Consider the following 12,524-nt stretch of genomic DNA (forward strand, 5'->3'; position numbering starts at 1 on the left):
GCGTCTCATCGGCGATGCTTGACACGGCCGGACGCTTTTGAGAGATGCTCGTGTCCGGCGAGCGTTCGAGAGGAGCCAATGGGCGATCGGCAAGAGAAGAAGGAAGGTCCGCGCCTCGCGATTCAAGACGGGCGGATCCCGATCCGATCGGGAGAGGCGCGCCTTCGCGTCGCGGCGGTCGGGGACCTCATCCTGAGCGACGATGTCGCCTCGGTCCTCGAGCGGAGTGGAACGATCGACCCGTTCCGGCCCGTGAGGCCTCTTCTCTCGCGAGCGGATCTTCTCTTCGGGAACCTCGAGTACCCGCTGACGAGGACCGGCTCCAGGCATCCGCTCGTGAGGCACCGGACGAGGAAGGGACCGCCCGAAATGGCGGACCTTCTCGCGAAGGCCGGCTTCTCCGTTCTCGGTCTCGCGAACAACCACATCCTCGATTGCTTGGTCGAGGGGCTCGCGGACACCGTGCGCACGCTCGCCGCGCGGGGGATCCGGGCGGTCGGGGCCGGCTCGTCTCTCGCGCTCGCCCGCTCGCCCGCGGTGATCGAAAAGAACGGGCTCCGCCTCGGGTTCCTCGCGTACACCTTCCCCCACTATCAGATCGCGACCGACTCGATCCCCGGATGCGCGCCGGCCGATCCGGATCTCATGCGCGAGGACGTCCGCGCTCTCCGGGCGCGCGTCGATCACGCGATCGTCTCGATTCACGCGAATCCGGACGCGGGAACCGATTTCTTCTTCTATCCATCGTTGAGACAGCAACGGATCGCCCGTTCTCTCGTCGAGGAGGGAGCCTCCGCCGTTCTCTGCCATCATGTGCACGCGGTGCAGGGGATCGAGATCGATCGGGGCGCGGTGATCGCCCACGGGCTCGGAAGCTTCCTCGTTCCGATCGGGGATTCGTACCTGCGCTCGGCTCCCTCCCCCTACGCGGAGCGGATCGGAGAGGGGATGATCGTGTTCCTCGAGTTCGGACGGGAGGGACTCCTGTCGCTCACGATCGAGCCGACGGTGATCGAGGAGAATCTCTCGGTTCGCCCGTCCCTCGGGGAAGAGCGCGCGGAGTTTTTCCGGCACCTCTCCGCGATCAGCGCGCCCCTCTCCGACGAGCGGGAGCTCTCCCGCCGGGCGCCGGACCGCTCGCTTCGCGCGAAGGCAGGACGCGCGCTCGCGAAGACGAAGCGGATCGGGCTCGCTTCGTTTCTCCGCGAGATCGCGGGGGACGGGGGCGATCGGATCGATCGCCTCCTCTTCGAGCCGGGACGGGAGCGCGCGTTTCGCGAGAAGCTCCGCCGGAGCCCGCTTCGCATCGAGCCGAACCCGCCTCTCGCGTCCGACGGTCGATCGACAGCGGAGAAGACGCGCCGGAGACGGGACGCCGATGTCCGGTAACGAAGCGCGCCGCGTTCTCATCCTGATGGACGATCTCGGCGGCGGAACCGGGAACCACGTTCTCTCGATGGCCCGCCGGTGGGACCGCTCCCTCTGGAGGGTCGAGATCGCGAGCCCTCGGCCGGTCACCGCGCGGGAGGCGCCCGACATCGAGATCCGCGAGCTTCCTTCCCTCGGCCGGCGCGATTTCTATCCGCTCGCGCAGATCGCGCGCTTCGCGCAGGTTCGGAGTTTGGCTCTCGACCGCCGGCCCGCGATCGTGCACGCCTACTTCTTCTGGTCGATTCTTTATGCACGAATGTTGAAGAAGCTCGGCGTCGTTCGGCGCCTCATCGAGAACCGCGAGGACCACGGTTTCAACTGGGGGCGGCACGAGTACGCGCTGCTTCGCCTGACCCGCTCGGCGCCGGACCGAGTGATCTGCGTCTCCGATTCGGTGCGGCGGACCGTCTTGAAGAGGGAGCGTCTCGACCCGGAGCGGACGGTCGTTGTTTGGAACGGGATCGAGCCGGCGCCGGAGGGCGCGCGGGATCTCGATCTTCGCCGCGCGCTCGGTTTCGGGGCGGAGGACTTGGTCGTCGGGATGGTCGCCAACCTGAACCGCCCGATCAAGGGAGTCGGCTACTTCATCGACGCGATCCCCGCGATTCTCCGCGAGGTCCCCGAGGCCCGTTTCCTCATCTTGGGAAGAGGAGAGGGAGAGGGGCCGCTTCGCGCGCGCGCGCGTTTCCTCGGCGTGGAAGAGCGCGTCGTCTTCGCGGGGTTCCGCAAGGAGATCGAGCGTTTCTATCGAGCGATGGACGTCTCGGTGCTGACCTCGCTCTCCGAGGGCCTTTCCCTCACGCTTCTCGAGTCGATGGGGCACGGGCTTCCGGTGGTGGTGACGCGCGTGGGGGGAAATCCGGAGGTCGTGTTCGACGGAGAGACCGGTTTTCTCGTCCCTCCGAGAGACGCGAATCTCTTCGCCGAGCGCGTGGTCCGGCTTCTTCGGGATCCGGACCTCCGCGCGCGAATGGGACGCGCCGGCCGCGCGCGGGTCGAGACCCACTTCGCTCTCCGCGACGCCGCCCGGCGCTACATCGAGATCTACGAGGGTCTGGTCGAGGGCTCGCCGCAGAAGGGAGAGCCCTCGACCGATTCGTGATTCGCTTGCCCTACGGCACGCACACGTCTCCGCTCGCGTTGCCGGCGAACGTGTTTGCGGCATCGAGTGCCGCCGCGTCGGGTTCCTCCACCTCCAATTGGATCCCGCACCCCGAGCTGTAGCGGAACGTGCAGTTCTCGACCTGGGGGTTCGAATAGTAGATCCAGAGATTCCCGACGTTCCCGTCGCCGCCATACTCGAAGATGCAGTGCGTCAGACGGCACTGCGCATCGACCGACTCGCCCGCGATCCAGAGCTGTCTCCAGTCGCCGCTGCTCGGGCTCGCGGCCGCGCTCGTGAACGTGATCGGGTTCGTGCTCGTTCCCTCGGCGATGATCCCCGCCTGGACCGTGTACCCGATCGTCATCTCCGCGTTCGCCTCGAACTCGATCGTCGTTCCCGCTTCGATCGTGAGGATGATCGGCGTCGTCGTGCTCCCCACCCAGACGTTGCTGTTCTCAGTGACGCGATACGGAACCCCCTGGTCCCGCCACGTCGCGCTCGTTTCCACCCCTCCGTAGTACACCTCGATCGCGTCGAAGCCGCTTGCGTTCCCCGTGTAGTCATTGCCGGTGCCGAGATGGCGCACGTACTCGGGGTCGGTCGCCAGCGGATAACCCGCGCACTCGGTGATCGTGTTGTTGTTGAACTGCTCGACGTGGCCCGCACGCTCGTAGAAGATCCCGCGGCCCGCGCTCCGGCGGATCGTGCAGTGGTCCATCTTGAGAGCGGCGCCCCAGTCGATCAGGATCGCTTGGCCCTCGGCGCCGGCGTATTCGATCGTGCAATAGCTGAGGCGCGTGCTCGACGTGGTCCCATCGAAGAAGCCGAATCCGTCCCAATCGCCGCGAGCCGGAGGCGATTCGTTCGAGGTGAAGGTGATCGTGGTGTCCGCCTTGCCGACGGCCACGATCGTTCCTGCGGTCGTCCAACCGCAGCCGATCGAGGCTCCGGAATCGAACTTCACGATACAACCCGGCTTGATCGTGAGCGAGCCGCCCTCCCAAACGGCGATATCCTGGGTCACGATGTGCGGGTTGCCGGATGGCCACCAGGTCTCGTTCGTGGTGATGTTCTCCGAATGGTAGGTCGGACCTCCCCCGGTCGAGGAGATCGTGACGGAGATCGTGTCGGACGCGTCGTTCCCCGAAGTGTCCACGGCGCGCGCGCGGATCGTGTGCGCGCTTCCCGCCGCGAGCCCGCTCGCGTTCCATGTGTGCTCGTAGACGTTCGCGACGGCCGATGCGTCCTCGCCGATCTTCGTTCCGTCGACGTGGAACTCCACTTTCGCGACCCCTTCGTCGTCCGTCGCCGTCGCGCGGATGGAGACATTCCCGGACGGGACCGAGGCGTTGTGGGTCGGTTGGAGGATCGTGACCGTCGGGGCGGTGGTGTCCGGCTCGTTCGTGCTGTCCCCTCCGCACGAGAGAAAGACAAGGAACAGGGGGATCGACAAGGCGACTGCCTTGCGCATGGCGATGACTCCTTTCCTTCGCCTTGTGGTCGGGCGACGCCCGGTCCGGCGCCTGCCGGGACGGCCGCCGGGCGTTCTCGCTGGAAGCGATACGGGGAAAGCGTAAGGGTGAGCGCTCGCGAACGCAAGCACAGCGGCGCGCGGTAAGCCCCCGTGGGACGACGTAAGCTACGCTCTTCGGCGTGAGCGGATCTTCTGGAGGAAGACGAGATAGTCGTCGGGGGTGTCGAGGTCGAACAGGATGCCGTCGTCGTCGACGGGAACCTCGCGCACGCGCCCCGGGTCGCGGAGGAGGACGGTGCGGCCCATCGCGCCGGAAGGGAGGGGGAGGAGCTCCGGAACGACTGATCGATCAACGAGATACGGCCGCCCGCCCGTTCCCTCGAAGGTCGGGATGAAGATGGTTCTCCCCTCTCCCTCCTCGTGGTAGGCGAAGAGGAGGCTCCGGATCGTCGAGGAGCGGACGAGCGCGAGGTCGACCGGGATGAGGACCGCCGCGCGGACATCGCCGGGGAGCGAGCGGAGGCCGGCTTGGAGAGATGTGAGCTGGCCTTCTGGGTAGCGGTCGTTCCAGACGATCGCGGCGCCCCGCCTTCGGGCGGCCGCGGCGATCTCTCCCCCGCGGTGCCCGACGACGACGTGAACTGGCGCGAGCCCGGCCTTCGCGCACGCGTCGATCACTCGATCGAGACAAGTCGTGTTCCCGAGCGGGAGGAGCGCCTTGGGCCTCCCGATCCGGCTTGAGTATCCGGCCGTGAGGACGATCGCGGCGACGGATCCCTGTCCGAATGGCTGCGTTTCGGTCATGGCGTTCCCCGCCCGCAGAATAGCACGGGGGGCGTCCGCCGGGCCTCTTCGCGCGCGGCGGTTGCCGAGGAGCGGCCGGGATGGTAGCCTGACTTCCCCCCGGGCGCCTCGCGAAAGCGCGTGTCTTTTGGGGCGGGCGGGCGACCGTGGCTCGGAGCGAGGAGAGAATGGTGACCCAGGCGTATCTCACACGCAAGGAACGTTTTGCGGCGGCGCACCACTACGGTGTCCCCCGGCTTCCCCGCGAGGAGGCGGAGGGGCTCTTCGGGACGACCGCGGTTCACGGCCACAACTACGTCTTGGAAACGACGATCCGGGGGCCGGTCGACCCTCGAACCGGGATGGTCGAGAACCTCGTCACGGTGAAGGAGATCATTCGGCAGCGCGTGCTCGCCGACCTCGACCAGCGCTTCCTGAACGAGCACGTGGATCGTTTTCGAGAGGAGCCGCCGACTCTCGAAAACATCTCGGCGCTCATCTGGGAGCGCCTCGAGCCGGCTTTCACGGAGGGGAAGCTCTGGCGGATCCGGCTCTACGAGGACGAGACTCTTTTCGTCGATCGCGTGGAAGGGAGGAGCGAGGTGTTTCTGACGAGGGTGTTCGAGTTCTCTGCGTCGCACCGGCTCCACGAGCCGGGGCTTTCGGACGATCGGAACCGCGAGATCTTCGGGAAATGCAACAACCCGCACGGTCACGGGCACAACTACGTGGTCGAGGTGACGGTGGGAGGGGCGGTCGATCCGCGGACGGGGACGGTGGGGAACCTCGTCGAGATCGATTGTGTCGTGAACGATCTCGTGATCGAATATCTCGATCACAAGCATCTGAACTCGGACGTCGAGGAGTTTCGGGATCTGAACCCGACGGCGGAGAACATCGCGCGGGTGATTTGGGATCGGCTCGGGGAGAACGTCGGCGGCGCGAAGCTGCACCGGATCCGTTTGTACGAGACCGCGCGGAACATCGCGGACTATTACGGGCCAAAGGGGTAGGCGCGCGCGTGGTGACGGCGGCGAGCTGTCGGAGCGGCGGGCTCCGCATTCCTCCGGGGGCACGCCTCCGAGCGCTTCCGCGCTCTCGGCTCTGCTCGCTCGGCCACCAACGAGGGTCGGCCGCCGGCCTCCCCTCGTCGGTTCCGGCCTCGTCGAGAAGGCCCCCGGAGGAATGCGGAGCCTGCCGCCCGAGGACCGCTTGCGTGCGACCGAGCGGGTCCCGTCCATCGGAAGGAAGGAGTCCTTCTTGACCGAGATCCGAGTCCGTTTCGCGCCGAGCCCGACCGGATACCTTCATGTCGGCGGGGCGAGAACGGCCCTCTTCAACTGGCTCTTCGCGAGGAAGCGGGGCGGCGTCTTCGTTCTTCGGATCGAGGACACGGACCGCGAGCGCTCGTCGGAAGAGATGGTCGCGACGATCGTGGACGGGCTCCGATGGCTCGGGCTCGACTGGGACGAGGGGCCGTACTTCCAGGGGGAGAGGGTGGACGCGCACAGGGAGTGCGCGCGCCGTCTTCTCGACGCGAACCGCGCCTATCGCTGCTTCTGCTCGGCGGAGGAGCTGGATGCGGCGAGGAAGCAGGCGATCGCGGAGAAGCGGTCGGGGGCGGTGCGCTGCGCGTGCCGCGCGATGGATCCCGAGGAGGCGAAGAGACGCGGGGCGTCGGAGCCGTTCGCGATTCGCTTCCGGACGCCCGAGGGGGAGACGGTCGCGTTCGACGACATCGTGTACAAGGCGACGTCGAAAGGGACGGACGACATCGAGGACTTCGTTCTTCTTCGTTCCGACCGCTCGCCGACCTACCACCTCAGCGTGGTCGCGGACGACGCCGAGATGCGGATCACGCACGTCATTCGCGGGCAGGACCATCTCTCGAACACCCCCAAGCAGATCCTTCTTCATCGCGCGCTCGGGAACCCGGTCCCCGTCTTCGGGCACCTTCCTCTTCTTCTCGCGCCGAACAAGGCGAAGCTCTCGAAGCGGACGCACGGCGAGGTGGTGAGCCTCACGTTCTATCGGGACCGCGGCTTCGTGCCGGACGCGTTCGTGAACTTCCTCGCGCTTCTCGGCTGGTCGCCGGGGGGAGACCGCGAGAGGCTCTCGCGCGCGGAGCTCGTCGAGCACTTCGATCTTTCACGCGTGAACCTGTCGAACGCGGTCTTCAACTTCGCCCTGGGGGACGAGCGGAACTGGACCGATCCGAAGGCGATCGCGCTGAACGCAGAGTACATCGCCTCGATGTCGCTGGGCGAGCTTCTTCCGATCGTGCGGCCGTTTCTCGAGCGCGCATCTCTCTGGAGGGACGAGTTCGAGGGAGAACGCGCCGGGTGGTTCCGCCGGACGATCGATCTTCTTCGCGAGAGATGCCGGACGCTCGCCGACTTCGCGGAGCGCGGGCGGCCGTACTTCTCAGACGCCTTCGAGATGGAAGAGAAGGCGCTCGAGAAGAACCTGCGCGGCAAGGCGGAGGAGATTCGCGGGCGGCTCGCGGCGCTCGCGGACCGCCTGGCGGCGGTCGAGCCGTGGGAGGCGGCGGCGATCGAGCCGATCGTGCGTGCGTTCGCCGAGGAGAACGCCCTCAAGATCGGGACGCTCATGAACGCGGCGCGCGCGGCGCTCACCGGAACGAACGTCGGCCCGAGCATCTTCGATGTGTTCGAGATCGTGGGGAGGGAGCGCGCCGCCGCGCGGCTTCGAGCGGCGGAAGAGCTGCTCTAGCATGCCGAGCTCCCGTCCGAAAAGCGGTTCGGGGCGAGCGGTTGACCGTCCCCCGCCGCTCCGCTAAAATACCAGATCAAGCTGGGATGTCGTCCAACGGTAGGACACGCGGCTCTGGACCGCGGTATCGGGGTTCGAATCCCTGCATCCCAGCCACTTCTCACCCGCGATTTCGATCCGGTTCCTGCTGCGGCTTCGGGGCGCGGGCTCCGAGGCCGCTCTTCCTTCGCCGGCATCCTCATCGTAGCGAGGGCTACGATTCCGGGTGCCGGCTCGTCCAAAGCGTCCTCTCGCCTCGCGCCCCGAACCCTCGCGACGAAACCGGATCGAAACCGCGGGTGATGGCGGAGAAACAAGAACCGGAGCGCACCGAAGCCCCAGTTCCCCGCTTTCTCCTCCTTCCGGTCTCCTGTAGAGTCAGGGCATGAAGTCCGAGGAATCGTCCCAGGCTCCCGGCGAGATCGACTCCGAAGGGGCGTTCAGTCCCGAGAGGGTCGATCTTACGCTGATTCGGTGGATGCTTCGCCTGACGCCGGCGGAGCGCCTGCGGGTCTTGCAGAAGAACGTCCGATCGATCGTGAGGTTGCGCGCTCGTGCACGCCGAGCCTGATTTCCTCGATCTTCTTCGTGGTTCCTAACATCCCGGCGGTCCAATCGCGCCCCTTGATCTCTTCCGTGAGAAGAGCGGGGGAGAGCCGAGCGAAGACGGGCCTCCATCCCCCCAGCCGCATTCTCATGAGATCCCTTCTCCCTGCTCGCCCCACCGGAACCCCGCCCCGTCGAACCTCGCGCGCCGCGGCGGAATAGGCCCGCAAGATGTTGCTGGGCAATCGATTGCTGCCTCTCTTGCAAGCGGGGCGGCGGGCCGATCCTTCGATTGAGGTGAAAAGCGGGTCCGGCTTGATTCGGGGGCCCCTCGCGGGCAGCATTTCGCTCAGAAACAGGCGGGAGGCGAACGTGGCGAGGCGCGTGTCCCCCCCGGCGGTTCACGTGGTTCGGATCCACTACCGCCATTGGGGGAACTATTCAGGGTTCAATCAGTTTGCCCGCTTCCTCGATCGGGAGCGTGTTCGCTTGAGCGTTCAACGAGTGCCGCTTCATCCGAACGAGCCGAGGTGGCTCGATCGTCTTTCCAAGCGAATCGCGGAGAAGCTCGCCGGCGGGCGGTGCGTCACCTGGTACACATCGCTCGACGTGGCCGCCGACGCGCTCATCTTCGCGCGCGCCCTCATGATCGGAACCGACGTGATTCACTACCTGGACGGGGATCACTCGATCGGTTTTCTTCCCGATCTTCTCAGGCGCGCGCGCTCTCTTCGCAGGAGGCCGCGCGTCGTGGCGACATTCCATCAGCCGCCCGATTGGCTCGCCGACATCGTGCGCGAGGAGAACCTCCGCTCGGTCGATCGGGTCACCGTGGTCTCCCGCGACCAGCAAGAGTTCTTCGAGCGTCTCGCTCCGCGTGTCCCCGTCTCGTGGATCCCTCACGGGATCGACGTCGATTTCTTCCACCCGCCGTCCCCCGGGACGAAACGGCCCGGCTTCCGCTGCATCACGGTCGGGTCGTGGTTCCGCGACTACGCGATCGTTCTTCAGCTCGCGGAACGGATGCGCCGCTTCTCGGACATCGAGTTCCATCTCGTCTCTTCCGGAATCCGGGGAGAGGTTCCCGGGAACGTCGTTCTCCATCGAGGAGTGGACGACGCGACGCTTCGACGCCTCTACCAAGAGGCGAGCGCGCTCCTTCTTCCTCTCAAGAACGCGACTGCGAACAACGCGCTTCTCGAGGGGATCGCCTGCGGGCTCCCGGTGATCGTCACCGATCTTTCCGCGATCCGCGACTACGTGCCGGGGGAGGAGGCGATCCGGATTCCGGGGAACGCGCTCGAGGAGTTCGAGTCCGCGATCCTTCGTCTCCGGGACGAGCCCGATACGCGCGCGCGGCTCTCTCGCCTCGCGCGGGAACGAGCGCTCACGTTCGGATGGGGACGCATCGCTCCTCGAATCGAGGATCTCTACCGCGACGTGTGCGACGCGTCGCCGGCAGAAAGGGCGGAGGCATCGTGAGACGAAACGCGCGCGAGCATCGAGGGAGGACGGACGAGCGGTGAGAACGAGGCTCTATCGTTGGATTCGCGGACGGACGAACCGCGCGGGCCGCGATTCTCTCACGGTCTTCAACTTCCACGGGGTCGTCGCCGATCCGCTCCCCGTTCCCGATCTCGGCTTCATGAACCGGGAGACGTTTCTCGCGCATCTCGAGGCGATCCGCCGCTTGTATCAAATCGTCGGCCTTCGCGAAGGGATCGAGGATATCGCGCGGGGTGATCTCAGGGGTCCGGCGGCGGCCGTCACCTTCGACGACGGGCTCGCGAACTTCTACGAGGTCGCGTATCCGATCTTGGACGACTTCGGCATCCCGGCGGTCTGCTTTCTCGTCACAGGTCTCGTCGGAACCGAGGAGACGCTCTGGTATTGCCGCGTGCACAAGGCGATCGCGGAAACCTCCCGCCCGTCCTTCCTCTGGCGCGGGGCCTTGATCGATCTTTCAAACTCCCGGCGGCGCGCGCAGGCTTCCGCTTTCCTTCAAAACGCGCTCAAGAGAATGCCCCCGCGGGAGCTTCGCGCCGCGGTCCGGGAGATCGCGCGCTCTCTCTCGGTCGATCCCGACGCGCCGATCCTCCCGGGCTCTCCGTATCGAGTCCTGTCGAGTTCCGAGATTTGCCGGATGGTCGATGCGGGGCTCGTCGAGTTCGGTTCGCACACGCGCACGCATCCGATTCTCAGCCTCCTTTCTCCCGAGGAACAACGGGAGGAGATCATCGAGTCCGCGGTCGCGCTCCGCAAGCTGACCGGCCGGCCGGCCGATCTCTTCGCGTATCCGAACGGGCGGAAGGAGGACTACGATGCGGCTTCGCTGGCGGCCCTTCGGGAAACGGGGGTGCGCGTCGCCGTGACCACCGCGCGCGGCCGCTTTCGCAGGAACACGCCGCCGCTCGAGATCCCCCGCTTCTGGGTGGGCGAGGAGACGCGCGCATGGGAGATCGCGCCGTGACGATTCGCCGCGTCTTTCTGGCCCAATGGTGGTTCGCCGACGCGGGCGGGATGGAGCAGCACACGGCGAACCTCGCCTCCGCGCTGAAGCGGAAGGGGATCGAGGTCGTCGTGTTCAGCCAGATGCCGATGCGGCGCGGGAGCCATTACGGCCGGCAGCTTAGACGTGAAGGGATCCGCGTGGTCGCGCCGCCGGGATGGCTTCGCGGCGCGGCTCTTTCGAAGCAGGCGCGAAAGACCGTTCGCCGCGCTCTCTGGGGGTTGCTTTCTCCCCTGATCGCCGCGGAACGCCTCTCGTGGAAGGTGCGCGGGTATCCCGGCTCGAAGCGCGATATGGTCGATGTCGTGAACGAGATCGTCTTTTGCGATTACTCGCGCCGGCTCGCGCGCGGGATGCTCGATCGGCATCAACGGCGTCGCCCCGCGGATCTCATCCACGTTCATGGGTTCCGGCTCGATCACGCGTGGGCTCTTCGTTGGGCGCGCGAGCGAGGAGTCCCCTCGGTCTACACCGAGCACGGGACGATCACCGACTGGGGCTCGCTCTGGGAAGACGACGCGCCGGAAAACCTTCTCCTCGCCGACGTGATCACCTGCGTTTCCGAGCGTTCGAGGGAGAGCCTCTACGACTTCATCCCGAGGAGCGTGCCGGTCGAGATCATCCCGCACATCGTGGGCGGGCTCGGCGAGGCGGGCGCGCGCCGGAAAGCGGCCCCGCATCCCTCGCCGAGCTCGACGGTCCGCATCACGTGCTTCGGGCGGCTCCAAGCGGAAAAGGGAGCCGAGCCTCTCGTTCGCGCGATGCGGGAGGTCGTCGACCGCGAGCCGCGGGCTCTTCTCATCCTCGCCGGGAACGGGCCGGATCGGGAAAAGCTGAAGGCGCTCGCGAGCGAGCTCGGTCTTGAGAGCCGTGTGCGCTTTCTCGGGGGCTTCGCTCCGAGCGAGCTCGAGGAGCTGATGGCGGACACGGACATCGTCGTTCTCCCCTCGCTCACCGAGGGCCTTCCCATTACGCTCTCCGAGGCGATGGCTTTCGCCAAGCCGATCGTCGCCACGCGGGTCGGCGGGATTCCGGAGAGAATCCGCCACGAGGCGAACGGTCTTCTCGTGGAGCCGGGCGATCCCGCCGCCCTCGCGCGGGGGATCTTGCGCTTCGCCCGCGACGAATCGCTTCGCGAGCGCCTCGGAGCCGCGGCGCGCCGCGACTACGAGGCGAACGGACTCCGCGCCGATCATGCGCTCGAGGCCGTGCTCGATCTTTACGCGGCGGCCGCGGAGAGGCGGAGCTCGCGAGGGAAGGAAGCCTCCCGATGAGGATTCTCAGCATCACGAACCTCACGCCTCTTCCCGCGAACTCGGGAGCGCGGCTCCGCGTCTTCAACATCCTGCGGCGGATCGCCGAGCGCCACGAGATTCATCTCGCGTGTCATCTTTGGGACCCGGAAGAGGAAGCGGTCGTCGCCGAGCTCGAAAAGCACTTCACCCGCGTCACGGGAGGGCGCGTGCACCGGAGGCCGTGCGTTCGCTTGCTACCCGAAATGTTGCGGTGTCTTGGGAAAGGGCGTCCCCCGGAGCTCGCTCTCTGGCGGTCGCCGGAGCTCACCGCAGGGATTCGGAGAATGGTCTCGGAGACGCGCTTCGACATCGTCCACGCGGAGGAGTACTTCATGGCGCCGTACCTGGACCTCCTTCCGCGGGGATATCCGGCGAAACGGGCCGTGACCTTCCACAACATCGGCTTCGATCAACGGCGGACCTTCCCCGGAATCACCGGAAACCCCTTTCTCAAAGCGTGGTACGCCTGCAACGCCCGGCTCCTGGAGTCCTGGGAACCCCGTCTCGGCGCGAGCGCGGATCTCTGCATCACGGTCTCGGAGCGGGACCGCCGCTTTCTGCTCAAGAAGAACCCAGCCTTGAAGATTGAAGTGATCCCGAACGGAGCCG

General features: G+C 66.6%; 11 protein-coding genes and 1 tRNA gene. 10 read left to right on the forward strand and 2 right to left on the reverse strand.

Going from position 1 to position 12,524, the window contains the following annotated elements:
* The first annotated feature begins 78 nt into the window (after positions 1–78).
* Complete coding sequence (locus tag FJY73_08075; GenBank protein MBM3320616.1) at positions 79–1,389, forward strand: CapA family protein; 1,311 nt, start codon at positions 79–81, stop codon at positions 1,387–1,389.
* Positions 1,379–2,533, forward strand: coding sequence for a glycosyltransferase family 4 protein (locus FJY73_08080; GenBank protein ID MBM3320617.1), 1,155 nt, complete (start codon positions 1,379–1,381; stop codon positions 2,531–2,533). Before FJY73_08075 ends, FJY73_08080 begins: the two co-directional genes overlap by 11 nt.
* A 10-nt stretch (positions 2,534–2,543) precedes the next feature.
* Here FJY73_08080 and FJY73_08085 read toward each other — a convergent pair whose 3' ends face one another.
* Positions 2,544–4,007, reverse strand: a complete 1,464-nt coding sequence (locus FJY73_08085) for a hypothetical protein (GenBank protein MBM3320618.1) — start codon at positions 4,005–4,007, stop codon at positions 2,544–2,546.
* Positions 4,008–4,175: 168 nt separating this feature from the next.
* Positions 4,176–4,814, reverse strand: a complete 639-nt coding sequence (locus tag FJY73_08090; protein MBM3320619.1) for a nucleotidyltransferase family protein — start codon at positions 4,812–4,814, stop codon at positions 4,176–4,178.
* Between the two features lie 167 nt (positions 4,815–4,981).
* Between FJY73_08090 and FJY73_08095 the strand changes: the two genes are divergently transcribed.
* From FJY73_08095 to FJY73_08130, 8 genes are all read left to right on the forward strand, one after another.
* Positions 4,982–5,806, forward strand: coding sequence for a 6-carboxytetrahydropterin synthase (locus tag FJY73_08095; GenBank protein ID MBM3320620.1), 825 nt, complete (start codon positions 4,982–4,984; stop codon positions 5,804–5,806).
* Between the two features lie 247 nt (positions 5,807–6,053).
* Positions 6,054–7,526 (forward strand): glutamate--tRNA ligase, encoded by a 1,473-nt coding sequence (locus FJY73_08100; GenBank protein MBM3320621.1) that lies wholly within the window; start codon positions 6,054–6,056, stop codon positions 7,524–7,526.
* An 82-nt stretch (positions 7,527–7,608) separates the two neighbouring features.
* Positions 7,609–7,682, forward strand: a tRNA-Gln gene (locus tag FJY73_08105).
* A 268-nt stretch (positions 7,683–7,950) separates the two neighbouring features.
* Positions 7,951–8,136, forward strand: coding sequence for a hypothetical protein (locus FJY73_08110; protein MBM3320622.1), 186 nt, complete (start codon positions 7,951–7,953; stop codon positions 8,134–8,136).
* A gap of 347 nt (positions 8,137–8,483) precedes the next feature.
* Positions 8,484–9,593 carry a glycosyltransferase gene (locus tag FJY73_08115; protein MBM3320623.1) on the forward strand — a complete coding sequence of 370 codons (1,110 nt, stop codon included), beginning with the start codon at positions 8,484–8,486 and terminating at the stop codon, positions 9,591–9,593.
* A gap of 40 nt (positions 9,594–9,633) precedes the next feature.
* Positions 9,634–10,581 (forward strand): polysaccharide deacetylase family protein, encoded by a 948-nt coding sequence (locus FJY73_08120; protein MBM3320624.1) that lies wholly within the window; start codon positions 9,634–9,636, stop codon positions 10,579–10,581.
* A complete protein-coding gene (locus FJY73_08125; GenBank protein ID MBM3320625.1) occupies positions 10,563–11,894 on the forward strand; it encodes a glycosyltransferase family 4 protein in 1,332 nt (443 codons plus the stop codon). The genes FJY73_08120 and FJY73_08125 overlap by 19 nt, the downstream gene beginning before the upstream one ends.
* A partial coding sequence (locus tag FJY73_08130; protein MBM3320626.1) for a glycosyltransferase occupies positions 11,891–12,524 on the forward strand: 634 nt, incomplete at its 3' end. The genes FJY73_08125 and FJY73_08130, both read left to right, overlap by 4 nt.

This window comes from Candidatus Eisenbacteria bacterium (genome assembly GCA_016867715.1).
Taxonomy (GTDB): Bacteria; Orphanbacterota; Orphanbacteria; order Orphanbacterales; family Orphanbacteraceae; genus VGIW01.